A 20,154-nucleotide genomic window follows, 5' to 3' on the forward strand; every position below is an offset into this window, starting at 1 on the left:
ACACAGGAGGCACGGTGAGCACGGTCGTACAACCTTGTGCGCGGTGTGGCGCGCGCTGGGCCGTGCAGTCGACCCCGATGCACTGGTGCCCGCGTTGCCGCGGCGTGTTGCTCTCGCCCGCGCCCATCGACGCGCCCGCCGAGCGGCGCAACTATCGCTGGGTGGCGCGCAAGCCCGACCAGCGCACCCGCCGCGCCCCGGCCGCGGGCCGCCCCGCACGCCGCGAAACCCCGCGCTACGAACGGATTCCGCGCTGGGGGCTGCTCGATCCGCCGCCCCGGCCCGCCGCCGCGGCGCCGCGCCCGCTGACCAGGTTGACCGCGCGGGCATCCACGCTGCTGATCGCCACCGCGTCGATGTTCGCCGTCGCGGCCGTCGCCGAACTGCTGCGTTATCTTCTGCTGCTGCGCAATCGGACGCGGCTGATCGATCCCGTGCTGCTGGCCTGCTCCGACGTGTTCGTCGTCGCGGCCGCGCTGCTCGCCCTGCTGCTCGCGCTGCTGGCCGCGGTGGCCGTGGTCGGCTGGTTGGTGGACGCGCGCAGGCTCGCCTTCCAGGCGGACGGCCGCACCGACCCGCGTTCGGTCCGGACGCTGGTGCTCGGCTGCGTGATTCCGGTGGTCAATCTGTTGTGGCCCGGTGTGTTCCTGACCGAGATCGTCGCGCGCCGGTCCGATCCGCGCGCGCTGCGGGCGATCCGGATCTGGTGGGCCGCCTGGATTTTCGGCGGCCTGGTCACTGCGGTCGCGCTGGCCTGGCGGACCGCGGACTCGTTGCAGGTCAAGGCGGACGGGGTGCTGTTCACCGCGATCACCGACCTGGTCGCCGCCGGGGTCGCGCTGCTCACCCTGGCCATGATGCGGGCGGTCGAGGACCGAGACCCGCTGGGCCGCAGCCGGACCGCGCGACGCTGGTTGATCGCCGTCGACCCGGCCGTGCCGGTGATCGAGCCGGTGCAGCCCGGCGGCGCGGCGGCGCGCGCGGCCGAGCCGCCGAAGGACGCAGTGGATCGTGAGCACGAGGAGGTTTTGGCCAAGTGAGCCAGGTCAGTCGCGCGCCGTTCGTGGTGGCGCACCGCGGTGCCTCGGCGGCGCGCCCCGAACACACGCTCGCCGCCTACGAGCTGGCGCTGGAGGAAGGCGCGGACGGGGTCGAGTGCGACGTCCGGCTGACCAGGGACGGGCATCTGGTGTGCGTGCACGACCGCACCGTCGACCGGACCTCCTCCGGCACCGGCCTGGTCAGCGAGATGACCCTGGACGAGCTGAAGGAACTCGACTTCGGCGCGGACGGCGCGGCGGCCGAGGTGCTCACGCTCAGCGAGCTGATCACGCTGGTGCTGGACTGGCGCAGCCGGCCGACCAAGCTGTTCATCGAGACCAAGCACCCGGTGCGCTACGGCGCGCTGGTGGAGAACAAGCTGCTCGCCGAGCTGCAGCGGTTCGGCATCGCCACGCCCGCCTCCGCGGATCACTCACGCGCGGTGGTCATGTCGTTCGCGGCCACCGCGGTCTGGCGGATCCGGCGGGCCGCGCCCCTGCTGCCGACCGTGCTGCTCGGCGAGTCGTCGCGCTACCTCGGCGGCGGCGCCGCGACCACGGTCGGTGCGACCGCCGTCGGCCCGTCGGTGAAGACGCTGCGCGATCATCCCGAATTGGTGGACAAGGCCGCCGCCGCGGGCCGCGCCACCTACTGCTGGACCGTGGACGACCCCGACGACGTACGCCTGTGCGCCGACCTCGGCGTCAGCTGGGTCGCCACCAACCACCCCGGCCGCACCAAGGCCGTGCTCGACGCCGCCTGAGTCCGCGCCGATCGAAAGGTGCCTTGACAGAGTCGGTCCGGTGACCAGCTCGCCGCGGATCGCGGCGAGCGTGAACCAGGTTGTGCGCCTGCGCCGTTCGGCGATCGACCATCGATGGTCCGGCCACCCGCGGGCTCGGGCCGCGTCCGGCGCCGTGGCGCGCGGGGTGGCGCCGCGCACACCCTGTAGGTTGACCCCCCGTGGGTAAGAGCAAGCGGAATAGTCCTAAGCCCGGAGGGAACCGGGCACAGCGTCTCGCCGAGCGGAAGGTGGCGCTGGAACAGGCCGCGCAGACCGTCTCGCGTCCCTTCGAGGGACTGGCCGCGGAGTGCGATCTGGTCGCGCTCTGCGAGTTCGTGCCGTCGGCGACCGCCGAGCTGAAGCTGGCCGCCGGCGTCGCGGCCGAGCGTTCGGTCGTGCTCGCGACCGTGCTGCCCGGCGCGGTGGCCGCGCTGGTGCGGGCCGGCGATCAGCCGAGCGGTTACGTCGGTGCGCAGGTGCAGTTCCAGGGCGCCGACCTGGGCGCCGATCTGGCCGCCGCGATCCTGTGGACGCAGTCCGCCGAGCCCGGCGACTCGCTGGCGTCGGTGGAGAGCGTGGCCGGCGGTCCGCGCCTGGCCGATGTGATCGATGCAGGTGCGGAGCTCGACCTCACGGTGCACCAGGACTTCGACTGGTGGGTGCCCGAGGGTGTGCAGCCCGACCCGCAGGTGGCCGCGACCATCGAGCAGGCCAAGCTGGCGATCAAGCCGTCGGCGCGGATCGCGCTCGGCCCGGACGCGACCGGCGCCGCGTGGTGGGTGGACGCCGGCGACAAGGCGCACATCCGCTGGGTCCGGCCGGAGTCCGAGGACGACCTGATGCTGGCGCTGGCGCGCCTGCACGCCGCGGGCGGCCTGAACCTGGGCGAGGGTTCCCGGTTCGCCGGTTCGTTCCGCACGCACGGTGTGCTCGTCCCGGTCTTCGACCTGGATCCGGAGCAGCACCCGGACGAATGGGCAAAGCCCGCACAGGAATTCGACGCGCGACTGGCGGAGGCGCTCGCCTCGGACGAGCCGTTGACCGCCGCTGAACGGCGCTCGCGGGACGGCCTGCGATCACGTCAGGTCACCTTGCGCTGACCCAATGAATCAACCGGGAATTTTGTGAAGAATCGTCCTTTCTAAGCTACTCGGGAGTCAGTTTCTCGGCTAGTATCGGACGCTGGTAGAGGGTGGCCTCACCGACCTGATGAAGAAAGAGGAAACAAGTTTCATGACTGAACTTATCGCGGCACTCAAGGCAATCCTCAGCACCATGAGCGCTCAGTAAGACGCCTGCCAAAACGGCAACAGGCCCAGCTCGCGAAGAGCTGGGCCTGTTTGCGTCGAACGATCAGATGGATCCGCCCGCCGCCGACGGTGCGCCGGAGGCATCGCTCGGACCACTCATTTCCCTGGCGATGAACTCTTCCAGATCGAACAGGTTGGACCCGGCCCGCTCGGCGATGGTGAGCAGGGTGGTCATGTTCGCGACCTCCTCCACCTGCTCCTTCAGGAACCACTGCATGAACTGCTCGCCCAGGTAATCGCCCTCTTCGCGGGCGGTGCTGGCCAGCTGGATGATCTGGTCGGTGACCGTCTTCTCCTGGGCCAGGGCCAGCGCGATCGGCTCGTGCACATTCTCGAACTTGGACTTGGCCGCATCGATACCGGACAGGTCGACGCTGATATCCCGATCGAGGAAGTACTGCACGATCATCATCGCGTGGTTGCGCTCTTCTACCGCCTGGGCATAGAAACGCTTGGCCAGCTGCGGCAGGTCAGCATTGTCGAACCATACCGCGATTGCGATGTATTGATGCTCGGCGTTGAATTCGTGCCTGATCTGATCATGGAGCAGGCCGTGGAATTTGCTGCGTGGGGACTCCGGATGGCTGGACATAGTAGGGGACATTAGCGCTGGTCAAGGCGCCTGTCATCCAAGTGCAACCTTATTGAGGCTAGTATTGCCTAATTAATTCTTCGCTGCCCCAGCCATTCTCGGGGTGGCGTTGTCTACGCGTTGTGCGGCGCGGAGTTCGCGTGCGATGAAGTTCTCCGCGTCGAATAGATCGCCCGTCGAACGGTCGATCACGGTCAGTAGCGTGTTCATCTTGGCGACATCCTCGACCTGTTCCTTCAGGAACCACTGGATGAAACGTTCGCCCAGGTAGTCGCCCGATTCGCGGGCCGCACGGGCCAGCCCGGTGATCTGCCCGCTCCGAGCACGTTCCGTCTCCAGCAGGAAAGCCATTGCGGCACGGGGAGATTCGAAGCTGGACCGGATCTCGTTCAATCCGCCGACGCGGACCTCCACATTACGGTCGAGCAGATATTGGACCATCCGTAACGCGTGCGCGCGCTGCTCCTCGGACTTGCCATAACAGTGTCTTGCCAACTGCGGCAACCGATTCGAGTCCAGGTACACGGCCGCCGCGAGGTACTGCTGGGCGGCCGTGAAGCCGTGCTGGATCTGTGCGCTGAGCAGAGCGGTGAACGGCTGATCGAGCTCGGTGTCCGTCATGTGATCGACGCTACCTGGTCAGCAGGTCCTCCGGAATCGGTCGGTCCGAAGCGATCGCGTCGAAGAACTGCCCGGCTTTGTTCTTATCCCAGAGCAGCACATTGCCGCTGTCGGTGTCCTCGAATCCGCCGACCGGCACGGTGGTCGGAATCGTGTCCCCGCGCATTGCCCAGCCGAGCTGCGCCAGATTCCAGATGTGGTCGCCGTCGTCGACCTTCAGCGATTTCGCCATGTCGGTCGCCAGCGGCCACAGCTTGAACGGATTCGCCAGCGTCGCGCCGCTGGTCGCCTTCTTCACCAGTGCCGCCATGAAGACGCGCTGATTATTGATCCGGTCCAGGTCGGCGAGCGCGGTCGCGCGGCTGCGCACGAAACCGAGGGCCTGCGGCCCGTTCAGCTTCTGGCAGCCCGCGGGCAGGTTGATCCCGGCCAGCGGGTCGTCGATCGCCTTCGGCACGCAGACATCGATGCCGCCGAGCGTGTCCACCACACCGGCGAAACCGCTGAAGCCGATCTGCGCGTAGTGGTCGATGTGCACGCCGGTCGCGATCTCGACGGTCTGCACCAGCAGCAGCGGTCCGCCGATCGCGAAGGACGCGTTCAGCTTGTCCTTGCCGTTGCCCGGAATGCTGACGTACGAGTCGCGCGGCAGGCTGACCAGAGTGGTCTTGCCCGACTTCGGGATGTGCACCAGCATGATCGTGTCGGTGCGCTCCGGGCCGACCTCGCCGCCGGTGGCCAGCTCCTGTTCCTGCTCCGGGGTCAGGCCCGCGCGGCCGTCCGAGCCGACGAGCAGCCAGTTGGTGCCCGGTGTATCGCCGATGCGGTCGGCGTAGTTGGCCAGCGCCGGGATTCGGGTCAATGAGCCGTCGAGTTTCACCACGGCGCCGACCGCCGCGATGACCAGCACCAGCAGCAGCACCAGGAACCAGCGGAAGTAATGGCGCTTGCGCCGCGGACGGGGCGCGCGGGGCTGGCGTTCGCCGCGCGGGGGACCGGACGGCGGTGGCGGCGGCGGGCTCGGCCGATGCGGGCGCTGCGGCGGTCCCTCGCGATAGGGCACCGGCTGCTGCGTCGGCGCGTGGGTCTGCCGTGGCGGCTTGTTCGGCGGCGGCGGTGGCCTGCGCGTCCCGACGTTTTCCGGCGGAACCTGCGAATACGCGAGCGGCGGCTGCGGGCCGCCGCGGTGCAGCACCTGGGTCGGCTCGACGTACGGCGACTGCGGGTCACCCGGCGGGCCTGCGCGGTGCGGCCCGGGACGCCGCGGCGGCGGCGGGCCGGGCGGCGGCACCCGGCGCATCGGCGCGCGGTACCTGGGGTCGTCGCCATTCATCACTGAGACTCTACTTATCCGTCGTCGTTCGGGGAGGTCGTGCGACGGATGATCTCCGTCCGATTCCGGCGCTGACCTCGTCTGTGCCCTGCGTGGTCCGCGCCGGTCCCGGTGCCCGTCGGTTCGCGCACTCTCTATGAATTCGCCTGCGGTGCTTCGGTGTTATCGAGATGCGGGGAACAGTTGGGTCACGGGCGGCGGGCGGTCGTCAGGTGGGGGTATCGATGCAGGTCACCAGGCGTGGCCGCGGATCGATGTGTTTGTCGACACCGGAGGAGGTGGGTTCGCTGAGCGGACCGGAGGAATCTCGCTCATCGTGGACTGCCGGATACGACGGATCAGGGCCGCCGCTCGGCCGCGTGCCGGCCGCGACAGCACCCATCCTGTGGTCCGCGGGGAGAATCAGGTGTTCGTGGCGGCGGAGCTTGCGATTGTTCGGTGCGCTCGCACGTGCGGTGGAGCGGTGCACCCGATCGAACCCGCGCGGAGCGGACCGCTCGCGACATCGCGAGGCGGCCCGTGGACGCGACTCGAGGCGCGGCGCGTGGAGCGCGCGCGGGGCCGGGCAATAGATTCGAGTTCATGCGTAGTGAGTCCGGGGCCGGCGAGTCCGAGGTGACGGAGCGGGAGCGGCTCGGAATCAAGCTCGAGCTCGCGGTCGTGCTGGTGGTCACGTTCGGGTTGAGCGGGCTCAACGCGGCGTTGTCGCTGGTGGAGAGCGCGCTCGCGCCGGGCGGGGTGGGCGGGCGGACGGTCGCGCTGAATCCGTCGCGGTCCACCCAGTCGACCATCGATCTGCTGTTCCAGCTGCTGAGCGTCGCGCGGTTGGCCGGATGGGCGGCGCTCGGGCTGTATCTGTTGTGGCGCAGCGGAATCGGGCCGCGGCTGATCGGACTGGCGGCGCGGTTGCGCTGGCGGGCGGACGTCGTGCCCGGACTGGTGCTCGCGGCGATCATCGGAGTGCCCGGCCTCGGCCTGTATCTGACCGCGCACGCACTGGGCGTGAGCGTGACGATCGTGCCTGCCTCGCTCGGCGACCACTGGTGGCGGCTGCCCGCGCTGATCCTGTCCGCCTGCGCGAACGCGCTGGCCGAGGAGATCATCGTGGTCGCCTACCTGATCACCCGGCTGCGCAAGCTCGGCTGGTCGGAGAACTCGTCGCTGCTCGCCTCGGCCCTGCTGCGCGGCAGCTACCACCTCTACCAGGGCCTCGGCGGCGGCCTCGGAAACCTGGTGATGGGCTTGATCTTCGGCCGCTACTGGCAGCGCACGAACAAGCTGTGGCCGCTGATCGTCGCCCACGCCACCATCGACACAGTCGCCTACGTCGGCTATACCGCGCTCCGCGGCCACGTGTCCTGGCTGCCGTAGGCCGGACCCGCGGCGGCCCCGGGCGGGGTTGCCCGGACCGCGAACCGCGGTCGGCAACCGTGGTCAGATGCGGCGCAGTCCGTTCAGAAACGGGCAGCCGGCCAGCACGCGGACCGCGCGGCTGAGCGATTCGATGTCGTCGGCGGGGGCGCTGAACGGGAGACGGAAGTCGTGGTCGCCGTCGCGCCCTTCGATGCGCAGGGTGAGGCCGTAGCGGTCGATGGCCAGGGGGTGCACGATGCCGTGCTGCAGCCGGGGCGGCAGGTGGCGCGCGAGTTGCGCGACGACGTCCGCGTGGTCGGCGTCCATGTGCTGCAACCACGCGGATTCCAAGGTGCAGAACGGATCCGGCTGCGCGCGGCGGAGCTCGTCGATGCTCACCGATTCGGCGCCGGTCGAGTCGGCGACCACCGCGGAGTTGATCACCAACCGCAGCAGCGTCGCGCTGTGCCCGACGTCGAGCAGGCCCGGATCCGGGTTCTCCTTGGCCACCTCGCCGGCCAGTGCGCGCTGCGCCTGCGCGGGCACGGCCCGCACCCAGCCGCGCAGCCACACCAGCGCGCGCACGGGTTCGCGCAGCGGCAGCGGCGCGTGATCGGTGAGTTCCAGGACCGCGGGGGCGCCGGCGTCCGGCGAGTTCCCGGCCACGATCGCCGCCACCGAGGTGGTGGGCACCGCGACCACCGCGTCGCCGCACTCGCGCACGTGATGCACGGACACCGGCGTCGGGTCGATGCCGGGCATGGCCAGCACCGCCTGCTCCGCATGCGCACACGCGCTGCGCACCCGCTCGGCGGTGGACGGTGTGACAGTCGGTGTCGGACGCGGCATGCAAACCTCCGTGGTCGGGCGTTGTTCGCCTCGCTCGGGCGCTCAATTAGGTTACCCTAAGCTAAGTGACGGGCGGAACATCCGCAAGCGTTAGCCGCAGCTTGATCCGGAGAGTTCGCCGCCGGTTGCCTCACCGAACCCCGCATCGCCTCCGGTTGTTACGGTGCACCGGTGGCGCACGGAGCGGAATCGACCGGAGAACCGGTACTCATTGCACTGACCACCCCGGCTCGGCGCAGCCTCGTCGAGGGCCTGGTCCGCGCCCCCCGCCCAGGCGACTCCGCGCCCGCCCTCGACGCCGACGACGCCGACGCGGTGGTCGCCGACTTCTTGGCCGCCATCGTGCACACCGACACCGGCTTCATCGCCCGCACGTCCTCCGGCGAACGCGCCGTGGCGATCGTCGCCGCCACCGTCGCCGCCCTCTGCGGCGAGGACATCCGCACCGCTCTCGTCACCCCGGACACGAACTTCCTCACCGCGCTGAAACCGCCTGCGGTAGAGGCGTTTCGAACCGTTCTCCACGCCATCGAGACCGAAGCCGTGGACGAAGTAACCCACGCTCTGCAACCCCTCGCCCCGAACTGACCCGCGAGCGGCGCCCGCCGGGTGAGCGCGGCGAGGTAGCTCGCGAGGCCGGCGGCGGACTCGCCGAGCGCGGGCGCGCCCGCGCGGTAACCGGGGAAACGCGTGGTGAGACGGGGTGCGGGCGCAATCGCGGGAGCGCCGGTCGCGGACGCAAGTAAGGTCGTAACCGTGCCGCGCATCGCGTACTTCGGGCCCTCCGGAACTTTCACCGAGATGGCCCTCGCCGACCTCGAATCCTCGGGGGCCTTCGAAGGGGCCGTCGAGCGGATCGCCGCGCCCAGCCAGGGCGCCGCGCTGGACCTGATCCGCTCCGGTGACGTAACCGGCGCGGTGGTGCCGATCGAGAGTTCGGTGGAGGGTTCGATCTCCGCGACGCTCGATTCGCTGGCCATCGGTCCGCGGCTGCAAATCGTGGCCGAGACCGAGTTGGAGGTGACCTTCACGATCCTCGGGCATCCGGGCACCAGCCTGTCCGAGGTGCGCACGCTGGCCGCGTATCCGGTGGCCGCCGCGCAGGTGCGCGAGTGGGTGGCGCGGGAGTTGCCGCAGGCGCGGCCGTACGTGTCGGCGTCGAACGCCGCGGCGGCCGACGACGTGGTGGCGGGCCATGCCGACGCCGCCGTGTCCACCGCACTGGCCGGCGCGCGCCGCGGGCTGGCCGTGCTGGCATCCGGCGTGGCCGACCACGAGCAGGCGATCACCCGGTTCGTGCTGGTCACCCGTCCGTGCGTGGCCCCGCCGGCCACCGGCGCGGATCGGACCTCGATCGTGCTGGAACTGACCAACGAGCCGGGTTCGCTGATGCGCGCGTTCGCCGAATTCGCCACCCGCGGCATCGATTTGACCAGGATCGAGTCCCGGCCGACCCGTACCGGCATGGGCACCTATCGCTTTTATCTGGACTGTGTCGGGCACATCGATGACACGGCGGTGGCCGAGGCGCTCAAGGCCTTGCATCGCACGGCGCGGATCCGGTTCCTCGGTTCCTGGCCTGCGACGTCAGCGACCGGTACGCCGCCGCCCTCGGACGAGGCGGCCGCGGAATGGCTGACCCAGTTGAGAAAGGGGGTGGCGGATCTATGACCGAGAAGATCGCCGCGGGCAAGTTGGTTCTGGTGCGGCACGGCGAGACCGAGGGCAACGTCGCGAAACTCCTCGACACGAAGGTGCCCGGCCTGCCGCTCACCGAACGCGGTGCGGCACAGGCGAAGCTGTTCGGGGAGAACCTGGTGAACCCGCCGCGCGTGCTGTTCTGCAGCGCCGCGCTGCGCGCCCGCCAGACCGCGGGGTACATCGAGGCCGCGACCGGCGTGCCCGCCACCGTCCTGGACAACGTGCAGGAGGTGCAGGCCGGCGACCTGGAGGGCAAGCACAGCGAGGAGGCCCACCTCTACTTCCAGCGGGTCTACCGCGCCTGGCACAACGGCGATCTGGACGAGCGGATCCCCGGCGGTGAGTCCGGCCGTGACGTCCTGGCCCGCTTCCTGCCGGTCATCGAGGAACTCCGCGAGACCTATCTGACCTCGGACTCGAACACCGGCGACGTCATCCTGGTAAACCACGGCGCGTCAATGCGTTTGGTCTCCCGCTACCTGGCCGACGTGCTGCCGCCGTTCACCACGAACAACCACCTGGACAACACCGAGACCATCGAACTGGTCCCGCTCCCCGACGGCACCTGGGACTGCACCCGCTGGGGCCGCTTCACCCCGCCGTTCGGGTACGACGTCGCGCCCACCTCCGACGACCCGATGGGCTGACCGCTCAGCCGGGCAGTGCGCTGCCGATGCGTTCGGCGACCCGCCGCCGCAGCAGCGCGTACTCGTCGTTCCGGCGGCGCAGCGGACCCGAGGGCCGATGCACGATCCGGCGATTGGTGACGGTTTCCCCGAGCCGGAACTGCTCGCGGGTCAGGTCGATCTCCGTGCCGTCGGGGAATTGATTCCACCAGTGATATCCGCGCCGCTCGCCGTCCAGATACACCTCGCCGAGCACCAGTTCCCCGCCGAACACGTCGTGCAGGATCAGCGCGGTGATATCGCAATGCCCCCAGGCCGGATTGCCGAAATCCCATGCCGCCCTGGCCACATCGTCCGGCGAACACGTATCGGCGGCCCAGCTGTCCCGCAGAGCCTGCTCGATCGCGGCGAACGTCAACGAAACCACGTAACCAGCGTGCCATCTCCGTGCAGTGCATTTCGACGTTTTGATGCAAGCTGATCGCGAGACTTGCGGGTACGAATGGGCTTGCCGCGCATGATTTCACCGGTAATTCGCCGCGCAGCGAGCGGGCATGCGCGGCGAATCCTTGTTGCCTGTTTCCGCGGAGCGAGTTAGACCTGCTCGGGCTTGCGGGGAAACTCTTCCCGTTCCGGCAGCCCATTGATCAAGTCCTGCAACGCCGTTCGCAACCGGGCCGGCGTGCCCGAGCTGAGTGACGTCCACTTGACCCCGTCGTCGGACTTGCTCGCGGTCGCGATGAACCGTCCGCCGCGGGTGTTGAACACCGCGATGTGGTTGTCGGTGACGTCGCGGGTGCCGTCGCCGTACACCACGCCGACGATCTCGGCGTGCGAGTGGATCTGCACCATCGCCGAGGCGAGGGCTTGCGCGTCGGCGGCGGGGGTGCCGACCTTGGCGAGCCGGTTGGCGGTCGCGCCCGCGTCGCCGGTGTCGTCGAAGATCGGGACCAGCTGCTCGGTTGGGGCCCGCATGCCGGTCAGGTCGAGCGGGTCGGCGGGGCCGAGCGCCGCGATCACCGGGCCGGGGAGGTCGTCCTGGGCCTCGTCGATCACGTAGGACTGCGGCCCGCGCAGGGCGACGGTGACAATATCGTCGCCCTTCGCGAGACACATGCGACTCGCTTGACCCTCGACGAACAGCCGGAGCGCGACCACCCAGTGCGGCCGGTACAGCGCGCGCAGCCGGTCTTCGAGTTCCTGATGGATCACGTCACCGATCAGCAGTTCGCGATCGGTGAGCGACTGGGCGGCTGCGGCCATCGCAGCGTCGTGATCGGTGACGTTGTCGTATTGCCCGCGTGCGTCCAGCACGACGGGCACCTCGTCGATCTCCAGCTTCTCCAGGAGAAACTGCATCTCGTCGAGCGACAACACCACCGAGGCGAGCATCGACGGGCCGCGGCCCGCGCCGAGCACCGTCACTTAGCGGCCGGCTCGGCGCCGATCACTCCGTCGGCGGCGTAGCGGCCGTCGGTGAAGTGTTCCGCGCGCAGGTCGATCTGGTTCTTGTGCTCGGACTCGTCGTCCTCGTCGCGCACCTGGTTGCCGAGCAGCGGGCTGCCGGGCGTGGCGTTGCGCTGCACCGGCGCCGCGGTGGGCTGGCTGACCGACACATTCTCGGCGACCGGAGCCGCGGTGGGTGCGCCACCGATCGAGCTCGAGCCCCAGCCTTCGGGCAGCTTGAGCGAACCGTTGCCGACCGACACCGAGGCGCCCGAGCCGAACGACGCGGACCGCGTGCCCGCGGATACCGCCGAGGCGAGGCCCGCGCCACCGACCATGGCCGCCGGCGCCGCGCTGGTGACACTGGGCACCGAGGCCGCGGAGGTGACGGCCGCGATCGCGTGCGAGCCGATGGTGCCGACGCCGGACACACCGGTGGTCGCCACTGTGCCCGCGACGTTCGCCGCCTGCGTCGCCGCGCCGATCACGGCGGGGTTGTTCACGAACGCGGCCGCCGTGGAGATCGCGGTCTGCACCGGATCGACGTTGGTGGCCTGGAACGCTTGGTCGGCCTGACCGGCCTGGTCCGCGGTGCCGGCGCCGTGCGCGATGGCCGGCGGGTTGACGAACTCACCCGGCGTCAGGACCATCGCGGTGGTCGCCGCCTCGTAGGTCTCCATGGTCAGCGCCGCGCGCAGGTCGAGCGCGGCCTTGGCCGCCTCTGCCGCCTCGGAGGTGCCGTTCAGCACACCGCCGGTCGAGTGCGCGGCGACCCGCGCCGCGTCGACCGCCGCGATCTCCGGGAGGCTCGGCATGGCGATCGAGGCCACGGTGTAGGCGATCGCGTTGCCCGCCGCCTTCGAGCCCATGGTGGCCGCCATGACGCCCTGCTGCTCGGCCCAGCCGATGAATCCGGTGAGCTTGGACAGCGCCGAGATGCCGTTGATGCCCTGCATGCCGACCCCGAGCTCGGCCATCACCCGGGCGACGGTCGCGGTGGCGTCGACCCAGGCGGCGGTCAGCCCGCCCCACGCGGTCGCCGCGGCCGAGATCGGCACGGCGTGTGCGCCCGCGTTGAGCGCGATCGAGTTTGCTTCTGCCATGCGGGGCAGCCAGAACACCCCGGTGATTCCTGCGGTCATGCTTTCTCCCCTTGCTTGTGCTTGTTGCTGTGCCCGCAGGCGTTAAGCGATTGTTCCGCCGATGACGTTGACGACGCCCGCCCGGGCGACGTCCTCGCCGATGTGCGTGACGAGCTGGCTGCGCAGCGTCGCGGCGGCGTGGTGCAGTTCCAGGATCCCCTGCGCGACTGCCTGGTCGTGCGTCATCGCGCCCCGGTTGAGATGGTTCGCGGCGTGCAGCGACACCTCGTCGATCCCCGAGGGGACGACATGCGTCGCGGGAGCGGTCAACGCGGCGGCGGCAGCCAGCCGCTCGGCGAGAAGATCCAGCTCGGCGGCGGCAGCGAGGACGACTTCGGGTTGTACTAGTACGTGGCCAACCATGACTCGACTCCTTCTAGTGGCGGCGATGGGGCGGAACCACGAGAATTCCCCCTTCGAGTGATAGGACGCGACAGCAAAGCGATCGGTTCCATCGAATCCCCTAAAGTTTCTTCCTGTCTCACCCCAACTGCAACCGCACTCATACAGCTGGGGTAAAGACTAGCCCCATCCCAGCTGATGCAGGCGCTCTTCGTCAATGCCGAAATAGTGTGCGATCTCATGGATCACGGTGATTGCCACCTCTTCCACCACTTCGGCCTCGTCCGCGCAGATGGCCAGGATGGATTCGCGATAGATCGTCACCGTGTCCGGCAATGCGCCGCCGTAGTGGCTGTCTCGTTCGGTCAGCGCGATGCCGTGATACAGCCCGAGTAAATGTGGATCCTCCGGATTGCGAGGTTCGATCAGCACGACCACGTTATCGATGGCCCGGGCCAACTCCGCCGGAATACGATCGAGCGCGTCGCCGACCAGTTCCTCGAACCGGTCCTCGGACATGGAGACCGACATCGTCGCGAGCTACCTCGGCTGCGGCGGCAGCGGCGCGGCGCCGGGCAGCGGCGTCGGGGTGGAGCGCCCGGTGTTCGGCGGCGGCTGCGGGGCCTGGCCGTTGATCAGGATGTCGCCCTTCGCCGAACCGGTGATCGGCGCGAACCCCTCCCGGTCCGCCCCCTTGCCGACCATGCAGTCCAGCTTGCGGCTGCCCGCCAGCCAGCTGCGCGCGTCCAGGTAGTCGAAGAACAGGGTCAGCGTCTTGTTCTTGATCACGTCCGGCCCGCCGAGATAGTCCGACGAGGTCCGCGCGCATTCGTCCTCGACGAACTTGTCCTGCTCCTCCTTGGCGGGCGGCCCGCCCTGGAACCGCTGCCCGAGGTCGATGGTGGAGACGACCTCCACCGAGTGCACCTGTCCGCAATCGACCGGATCGGTGGGCAGGTTCTGATTGATGCCCAGGCACACGCCAGGCCCGTACACCTTGGACTGATCGTGTTCGGCGGCGCTGCCCACCGAGGCAGGGGTGCCCGAGCTGGCCGCGTATTGCAGCCCGCAGCGCAACGTGCGATCACCGTGCTGCCAGCCGTCCGGGCTCGGATACATCAGCCCGACGATGTAGCGCCCGCGCGGATCGAACTTCCCGCCCAGGTACTGCTGCACCGCGGGAACGCAGTGCTCTTCCTTCAGTTCGGTCAGCCGCAGCGAGTCCGGGAACCGCGACCCCGGCCCGAACTCCTTGCCCGGGTACTTGCTCATGTCGACGTCGGCCGCGACCTCGAACATGTGCTTGCTGTCGCAGCGCACCTTGGCCAGATCGGAGTGGTCCGGCTTGGCCCAGCTCAGGCAGTCGCCCCGGACCGCGGTGCCGAATTCCTTGTCCACGATCGGCTCACCCGGCGAGCCCGGGGTGTGCGCGGCGACCTTGTTGTTGTCGAACCCGGTCACGAACAACGTCACCAGCGCCGCGATCACGGCGCCCGCCGCCACCAGCAGCAGTCCCCAGCGCAGGGTCGGCGCGGGCAGCGCGACGTCGCCGCTGAACCAGCCGCGAACCGTGTCGAGTGGCCGCCGCACCGCGCCGGTGCGCGTCGGCAGGCCGCGCTCGGTCGGCCGGCGCGCGGGCTCTGGCTTGGGTGCATGATCGGAGGAGGACATCGCGATCCATCATGGCAGCCTCCGCGCCGCGGTGCCACGACCTGCTCTGATCAGCTCTTTCGCCGGGCTACCCGCGGAACGCGGAGACGAAGATGCCGGGTATCCGGGCCGGGTTGCCGCTGGCGTAGAACTCGGTCAGCTTGCGCCCGGTCACCGCCGCCGCGGCATTGCCGACGAACCACGGCGGTTTCGGCGACAACGCGAGCTCGCCGCGCAGCACCGAGCGCGGCGCGGGCCGGAACGGACCGCGCACCACCGTGCGTTCCACGTCGTCGAGCAGAAAAGCGTTGTGCACCACGCCGATTCCGCTCTGTACATCATCGAGCTGGTGGCCGGGGAAAGCGCCCCAGGACGCGCGCGGAGCCAGGAAAGCGAGCCCGGTCCACGCGTTCACCGCGATCGCGCCATAGCGCAACCGCTCGACAGCCCGGTCGAACCCGATTCCGAGCCGGCGAATGGTGGCCGGATGGGCGAGCACGTTGGCCCCGAGCGTCCCGGTCAGTTCGTTGTTTGCGAAATCGACCGCCTGTTGCAGGAATTCGCCGCCCGCGTAAGGCAGTTCGACCACGCCGAGCACGGGCGAGAAATACTCGGTGCGCAACAGCGGCGTATCGGTGCGCGGCAAGCGCTCGATCAGCACCCGGCCCGAGCCGACCTGATCGGCATCGGGATAGGCGGCCACCGCGTCGGCGACCCGCGCGTCGCTGCCCGGGTAATAGGCGGGTCGCTCCGGCGCCTGCGCGAGCGCGGTACGCAGTTCGGCCAGGAACTTGTCCTTGAGTTCCCAGTCCGCGCTGAGCACGACCGCCTGCGCGGCGATGCAGTTGTAGCCGCCGTTGTGCAGCCGCTGGGTGGCCACGTGCTCGGCCTGATATCGCAGATCGGCGTCGGACCAGTCGCCCGGCACCACGATGGTCGGCGACACGCCGCCGAGCTCGCTGGTGATCGGCTTGTCCAGCAGCGGGCGCCGGTCCCGCTTGCGCTCCAGCCCCTCCGGGCCCGGTCCCCACACGATCGCGTCGTGCGTCTGCGCGCTGCCGGTCATGTGCACGTGCGCGACGTCGGGATGGTGCACCAGATAGCCGCCGGTCTCCGCGCCGCCGGTCACCATCCGCAGCACCCCCAGCTCGCACAGCGGCGCGAACACCATCTCGAACACCGTGTACAGCGGATCGGTGATCGGGTTCAGCTTGAGCAGCACCACCCGGTTGTGCGCGTACAGCTCGTACAACGCGTCCAGCGGCGGAATGGAGGTGATGTTGCCCGCCCCGAGCACCACCCCGATGCCGCCGGTCGCGGTCGGGTCGAGCTGGGCGAGCCCGGCCCGCCTGCGCGCGGTCGCGGCGTCGACGCCGGGCCGCAGCCACACCTCGCCGTGGAAACCGTTGAGCAATAGCCGGTCATAGGTGCTCAGCGGCAGGATCGGCACCGCGACCCGATTGCCGGGCGCGTCGTTGATCGGCACCCCGTCGAGCGGGCTGCGTCCGTGCTCGAGCGCGGCCAGCGTCGCCGACAGCGCGGCGGTGGCCTGCAGCATGGTCAGCGGCCCGGACATCCATTCCTCGCCGACCAGCGGTGAGTCCGCGTCCAGCCGCTTGATCGTCCGGGCGGCCCGCACCCAGTCGTCGGCGAAGCGGCCGGTCCGGGCGTGCAGGTCGTCGAGGAGTTCCCGGCGACGGCGCAGCGGGGTCTGGGCCCACACCTTCTCGCCCGCGGTCAGCTCGGCCAGTGCTTCATCGATCGCTGATTCATCGAAAGTTGTGCCCACAAGCCAACTATGCGCGTGCCATCGGCCGAGTGCCTCGCATCCGGGGATATCGGGGTGAAACGGTAATAGCCTCCCCACTAGGCTGAGGTCCCATGATCGACCTCCGATTCCTGCGGGACAACCCCGACGCGGTCCGCGCCTCGCAGCGCGCCCGCGGCGAAGACCCCGCCCTCGTCGATGCCCTGCTCGAGGCGGACACGGCCCGCCGCGCGGCCGTCGCCACCGCCGACAACCTGCGCGCCGAGCACAAGGCGATGGGCAAGCTGGTCGGCAAGGCGAGCAAGGACGAGCGATCCGCGCTGCTCGCGCAGGCGCAGGAGATGTCGGTCAAGGTCAAGGAGGCCGAGGTCGCGCAGCACGCCGCCGACGCCGACCTGGACGCCGCGCACCGGGCCATCTCGAACGTGGTGCAGGACGGCGCGCCCGCCGGCGGCGAGGCGGACTTCGTCGTGCTCGAAACCGTCGGGAAGCCACCGGAATTCGACTTCGAACCGAAGGACCACCTGGAACTCGGCGAGTCGCTCGGCCTGATCGATATGGAACGCGGCGCGAAGGTCTCCGGCGCCCGCTTCTATTTCATGACCGGCTACGGCGCCCTGCTGCAACTCGGATTGCTGCAGCTCGCGGCGCAGAAGGCGGTGGCGAACGGCTTCACCATGATGATCCCGCCGGTGCTGGTGCGCCCGGAGATCATGGCGGGCACCGGCTTCCTCGGCCAGCACGCCTCGGAGGTCTACCGGCTCGCCGAGGAGGACCTCTACCTGGTCGGCACCTCGGAGGTGCCGCTGGCCGGCTACCACTCCGACGAGATCCTCGACCTGAGCAACGGCCCCAAGCGCTACGCGGGCTGGTCGTCGTGCTTCCGCCGCGAGGCCGGTAGCTACGGCAAGGACACCAGGGGCATCATCCGGGTGCACCAGTTCGACAAGGTGGAGATGTTCGTCTTCACCACGCCGGAGCAGGCCGACGCCGAACACCAGCGGCTGCTCGGCTGGGAGCGGGACATGCTCGCGGCCGTCGAGGTCCCTTACCGGGTCATCGACGTTGCCGCAGGCGATCTCGGCAGCTCGGCCGCGCGCAAATTCGACTGCGAGGCCTGGGTGCCGACCCAGCAGACCTATCGGGAACTCACCTCGACCTCGAACTGCACCACCTTCCAGGCCCGGCGCCTTTCCGTGCGATACCGCGACGAGAACGGAAAGCCGCAGATCGCAGCGACTTTGAACGGCACGCTCGCGACCACCCGCTGGATCGTGGCCATCCTGGAGAACAACCAGCAGGCCGACGGTTCGGTCCGGGTGCCCGCGGCACTGGTTCCGTTCGTCGGTACCGAGGTGCTGACGCCGCCGAAGTAGGCGGATTCCCGTGCGCGGGTGAGCAGGCGAACCGCGGACATTCGTTCGTCCGAACTGTCCCGGGTTCGCCTCTGGCCCCGCCGTGCCACGGTCGGCGAATGTCGAGTGTGGGCCGCCGTGGCCAAGTCGTGTTGGCTACCCGAATGTTTCGCGAAGATGAATAGCTACCGGTTCGCCATGCCGGATTCACGGGATGTGGCAACCGCCGGGATTCGTTGTGTCTAGGCTATTGCCGTGCGAGGAATCGGGGCGCGCGGCGATACCCGAACCCGGGTGCGGGCGGCATCGGCGCTGGCGACAGCTATGGTCATGGCTCGGACCACCGGGGCGTTCTACGTCATGGGTGGTGTGCTGGGTCTGCTGATTACTGCGATCGCCCCGGGCGACGAGGGTAGTCGGCCGCTGGTCGGTGCGGCCGCGGCGATCGCGCTGACGCTCGGGCTCACCCTGCTGGCCTGGGGTCCGCGGCTGCCGCACTCGGTGCATCACGTCTACGTCGCCATCGCGACGGTGCTGGTCACGGTCGCGGTCTACGCCTTCCCGAACACCGTCGGCGCGATCAGCCTGGCCGCCTTCTATGTCTTCGTCGCCTGTGACGCCGCGCTGTTCTTCGCGTGGTCGCAGGCCGCCGCGCACATCGCCTTCGCCATGGCGCTGTGCCTATGGGTGTTGCCCGCGCGGCCGGTGGTTCCCGGGTTGCCGTGGTGGTCCGGGCTGATCCCGGCCGGGGTGACCTTCGGCGTCGGCGTGGTGGTCGGCATCCTGACCCGGATGGCGTCGGAAGCCGACATCGACGTGCTGACCGGCCTGTTGAACCGGCGCGGGTTCGACCGCGCGCTCAACTCCGCGATCGAGCAGGCCACCCGCACCGGCCAGGGACTCGCGCTGGTGCTGGTCGACCTCGACCGCTTCCAGAAGATCAACGACCATCTCGGCCACCGGGCCGGCGACGCCGTGCTGCAACGTGTCGCCGACACCTGGTCGAAACTCCTTGCGCCGGATCAGCGTCTGGCCCGCTACGGCGGCGACGCGTTCGCGCTGTTGTTGCCGAACACCACCGAGCAGGCCGCCATTCTGCTCACCGAGCAGTTGCGCGCGGCGGTCACCACCGGCTGCTCCGCCGGCGTGACCTCCTGGCAGCCGGGCGAATCCGGGTCGCTGCTGGTGAGCCGCGCGGACGTCGGCCTGTACCGGGCCAAGCAGGCGGGCCGCAACCGGACGGTGCTCGAGTCCTCGCGGCAGCTGCCGCTCGCGGTGGAGTTGCGCGAGGCCATCGACCGCGGCCTGCTCGACGTGCACTATCAGCCGATCGTCAGCCTCACCGAGGGCGGCGGCAAGGCGGTCGGGGTCGAGGCGCTGCTGCGCTGGTCGTCGAGCGCGCAGCCGGACGTCACCACCGAGGGACTGATCCGGGTCGCCGAGGAATACGACCTCATCTCCGACCTGGACGAGCTGGTATTGCGAAGGGCCTGCGCCGACGCGGCGCGCCTGCAGGACACCTTCGCACAGCTCGATCTGACCCTGAACGTGAACGTCAGCGGGCTGGAACTGGCCGAGGCGGGCTACGCCGACCGGGTCGCGGGCATCCTCGCCAACACCGGCTGGCCCGCCGAGCAACTGGTGCTCGAGGTGACCGAGAGCGAGCTGGCCGCCGAATCCCACACCGCCATCGCGAATCTGCACACCCTGCGCGAGCGCGGCGTGCGGATCGCCATCGACGACTTCGGCACCGGGTACTCCTCGCTCAGCCGGCTGGCCACGCTGCCGAGCGACATCCTCAAGGTCGACCAGTCCTTCGTCGCCGCGATCCGCTCCGACTCCCCGGCGCCGCCGCTGCTCGGCGTGATCGCCGCGTTGAGCAGCGCGCTCGATCTCCAGGTGATCGCCGAGGGCGTGGAGACCGAATACCAGGCCGCGGTGCTCACCGAACTCGGTTTCGCCCTCGCCCAGGGCTATCACTACAGCGACTCGCACCCGGTCGCGGATCTGATCAGCGACCTCAACGAGAACCACGGGCGGGTCGGTCCGGGAATGACCGGCCGCGAGCTGGACGACGGCGATTCGATGCACGCCGCCAACGGCTGGCTGCCGCTCGGATAACCGCTTGACGCCGCCTGTCCCGGCTCGCATGCTCACAGCATGCGTTTGCTCGTCTACGGCTGTTGATCTGTCCGCTGGCTGCTCGCCCGGCTGACGGGTAGCGCCGACCCGCACAGTCCG

20 protein-coding genes are annotated in these 20,154 nt (G+C 69.5%); 9 read left to right on the plus strand and 11 right to left on the minus strand.

All coding sequences use genetic code 11. The annotated features are described in order from the left end of the window. Nucleotides 1–14: 14 nt before the first annotated feature. From ACFQ9K_RS13965 to ACFQ9K_RS13975, 3 genes are all read left to right on the plus strand, one after another. Nucleotides 15–1,040, plus strand: a complete 1,026-nt coding sequence (locus ACFQ9K_RS13965; protein ID WP_378716980.1) for a DUF4328 domain-containing protein — start codon at nucleotides 15–17, stop codon at nucleotides 1,038–1,040. Continuing rightward, nucleotides 1,037–1,804 carry a glycerophosphodiester phosphodiesterase gene (locus ACFQ9K_RS13970; protein WP_378716981.1) on the plus strand — a complete coding sequence of 256 codons (768 nt, stop codon included), beginning with the start codon at nucleotides 1,037–1,039 and terminating at the stop codon, nucleotides 1,802–1,804. Before ACFQ9K_RS13965 ends, ACFQ9K_RS13970 begins: the two co-directional genes overlap by 4 nt. Before the next feature lie 200 nt (nucleotides 1,805–2,004). Continuing rightward, nucleotides 2,005–2,925, plus strand: coding sequence for a DUF5926 family protein (locus tag ACFQ9K_RS13975; protein ID WP_378716982.1), 921 nt, complete (start codon nucleotides 2,005–2,007; stop codon nucleotides 2,923–2,925). Between the two features lie 253 nt (nucleotides 2,926–3,178). Here the strand turns inward: ACFQ9K_RS13975 and ACFQ9K_RS13980 are convergent, their stop codons facing one another. The 3 genes from ACFQ9K_RS13980 to ACFQ9K_RS13990 all read right to left on the minus strand — a co-directional run bounded on the left by ACFQ9K_RS13980 (nucleotide 3,179) and on the right by ACFQ9K_RS13990 (nucleotide 5,681). Continuing rightward, nucleotides 3,179–3,727, minus strand: coding sequence for a ferritin (locus ACFQ9K_RS13980; protein WP_378716983.1), 549 nt, complete (start codon nucleotides 3,725–3,727; stop codon nucleotides 3,179–3,181). 72 nt (nucleotides 3,728–3,799) lie between these two features. Continuing rightward, nucleotides 3,800–4,348, minus strand: coding sequence for a ferritin (locus tag ACFQ9K_RS13985; RefSeq protein WP_378716985.1), 549 nt, complete (start codon nucleotides 4,346–4,348; stop codon nucleotides 3,800–3,802). 10 nt (nucleotides 4,349–4,358) lie between these two features. Beyond that, nucleotides 4,359–5,681, minus strand: coding sequence for an LCP family protein (locus ACFQ9K_RS13990; protein WP_378716986.1), 1,323 nt, complete (start codon nucleotides 5,679–5,681; stop codon nucleotides 4,359–4,361). A 582-nt stretch (nucleotides 5,682–6,263) separates the two neighbouring features. Here ACFQ9K_RS13990 and ACFQ9K_RS13995 point away from each other — a divergent pair. Beyond that, the gene (locus ACFQ9K_RS13995) at nucleotides 6,264–7,052 is read left to right on the plus strand and encodes a CPBP family intramembrane glutamic endopeptidase (protein ID WP_378716987.1); all 789 of its coding nucleotides are present in this window, start codon (nucleotides 6,264–6,266) and stop codon (nucleotides 7,050–7,052) included. Nucleotides 7,053–7,115: 63 nt separating this feature from the next. Here ACFQ9K_RS13995 and ACFQ9K_RS14000 read toward each other — a convergent pair whose 3' ends face one another. Beyond that, nucleotides 7,116–7,883 (minus strand): DUF2470 domain-containing protein, encoded by a 768-nt coding sequence (locus ACFQ9K_RS14000; RefSeq protein ID WP_378716989.1) that lies wholly within the window; start codon nucleotides 7,881–7,883, stop codon nucleotides 7,116–7,118. A 171-nt stretch (nucleotides 7,884–8,054) separates the two neighbouring features. Here ACFQ9K_RS14000 and ACFQ9K_RS14005 point away from each other — a divergent pair, with 171 nt between their 5' ends. From ACFQ9K_RS14005 to ACFQ9K_RS14015, 3 genes are all read left to right on the plus strand, one after another. Further along, nucleotides 8,055–8,471 carry a hypothetical protein gene (locus ACFQ9K_RS14005; protein ID WP_378716991.1) on the plus strand — a complete coding sequence of 139 codons (417 nt, stop codon included), beginning with the start codon at nucleotides 8,055–8,057 and terminating at the stop codon, nucleotides 8,469–8,471. 168 nt (nucleotides 8,472–8,639) lie between these two features. Continuing rightward, the gene (pheA, locus tag ACFQ9K_RS14010; protein WP_378716992.1) at nucleotides 8,640–9,554 is read left to right on the plus strand and encodes a prephenate dehydratase; all 915 of its coding nucleotides are present in this window, start codon (nucleotides 8,640–8,642) and stop codon (nucleotides 9,552–9,554) included. Beyond that, nucleotides 9,551–10,231, plus strand: coding sequence for a histidine phosphatase family protein (locus ACFQ9K_RS14015; protein ID WP_378716994.1), 681 nt, complete (start codon nucleotides 9,551–9,553; stop codon nucleotides 10,229–10,231). The genes pheA and ACFQ9K_RS14015 overlap by 4 nt, the downstream gene beginning before the upstream one ends. 4 nt (nucleotides 10,232–10,235) lie before the next feature. Here the strand turns inward: ACFQ9K_RS14015 and ACFQ9K_RS14020 are convergent, their stop codons facing one another. From ACFQ9K_RS14020 to ACFQ9K_RS14050, 7 genes are all read right to left on the minus strand, one after another. Next, a complete protein-coding gene (locus ACFQ9K_RS14020) occupies nucleotides 10,236–10,637 on the minus strand; it encodes a hypothetical protein (RefSeq protein ID WP_378716995.1) in 402 nt (133 codons plus the stop codon). 167 nt (nucleotides 10,638–10,804) lie between these two features. Beyond that, a complete protein-coding gene (locus tag ACFQ9K_RS14025) occupies nucleotides 10,805–11,635 on the minus strand; it encodes an ESX secretion-associated protein EspG (RefSeq protein ID WP_378716996.1) in 831 nt (276 codons plus the stop codon). Beyond that, complete coding sequence (locus tag ACFQ9K_RS14030; RefSeq protein ID WP_378716998.1) at nucleotides 11,632–12,798, minus strand: PPE domain-containing protein; 1,167 nt, start codon at nucleotides 12,796–12,798, stop codon at nucleotides 11,632–11,634. The genes ACFQ9K_RS14025 and ACFQ9K_RS14030 overlap by 4 nt, the downstream gene beginning before the upstream one ends. 42 nt (nucleotides 12,799–12,840) lie before the next feature. After that, nucleotides 12,841–13,161 carry a PE domain-containing protein gene (locus tag ACFQ9K_RS14035; RefSeq protein ID WP_378716999.1) on the minus strand — a complete coding sequence of 107 codons (321 nt, stop codon included), beginning with the start codon at nucleotides 13,159–13,161 and terminating at the stop codon, nucleotides 12,841–12,843. A gap of 159 nt (nucleotides 13,162–13,320) precedes the next feature. Then, nucleotides 13,321–13,671, minus strand: coding sequence for a metallopeptidase family protein (locus ACFQ9K_RS14040; RefSeq protein WP_378717001.1), 351 nt, complete (start codon nucleotides 13,669–13,671; stop codon nucleotides 13,321–13,323). 9 nt (nucleotides 13,672–13,680) lie between these two features. Beyond that, nucleotides 13,681–14,811: a septum formation family protein gene (locus tag ACFQ9K_RS14045; RefSeq protein ID WP_378717002.1), complete on the minus strand. Its 1,131-nt coding sequence runs from the start codon at nucleotides 14,809–14,811 to the stop codon at nucleotides 13,681–13,683. 67 nt (nucleotides 14,812–14,878) lie between these two features. Then, nucleotides 14,879–16,579: an aldehyde dehydrogenase family protein gene (locus ACFQ9K_RS14050; RefSeq protein ID WP_378717003.1), complete on the minus strand. Its 1,701-nt coding sequence runs from the start codon at nucleotides 16,577–16,579 to the stop codon at nucleotides 14,879–14,881. Nucleotides 16,580–16,671: 92 nt separating this feature from the next. On the opposite strand from ACFQ9K_RS14050, the gene serS reads away from it, so the two are divergent. Then, nucleotides 16,672–17,934: a serine--tRNA ligase gene (serS, locus tag ACFQ9K_RS14055; RefSeq protein WP_378717005.1), complete on the plus strand. Its 1,263-nt coding sequence runs from the start codon at nucleotides 16,672–16,674 to the stop codon at nucleotides 17,932–17,934. A gap of 234 nt (nucleotides 17,935–18,168) precedes the next feature. Continuing rightward, complete coding sequence (locus tag ACFQ9K_RS14060; protein ID WP_378983178.1) at nucleotides 18,169–20,034, plus strand: putative bifunctional diguanylate cyclase/phosphodiesterase; 1,866 nt, start codon at nucleotides 18,169–18,171, stop codon at nucleotides 20,032–20,034. The last annotated feature ends 120 nt before the right edge of the window (nucleotides 20,035–20,154 follow it).

It is taken from the genome of Nocardia sp. NPDC056564 (genome assembly GCF_042793755.1).
GTDB lineage: Bacteria > Actinomycetota > Actinomycetes > Mycobacteriales > Mycobacteriaceae > Nocardia.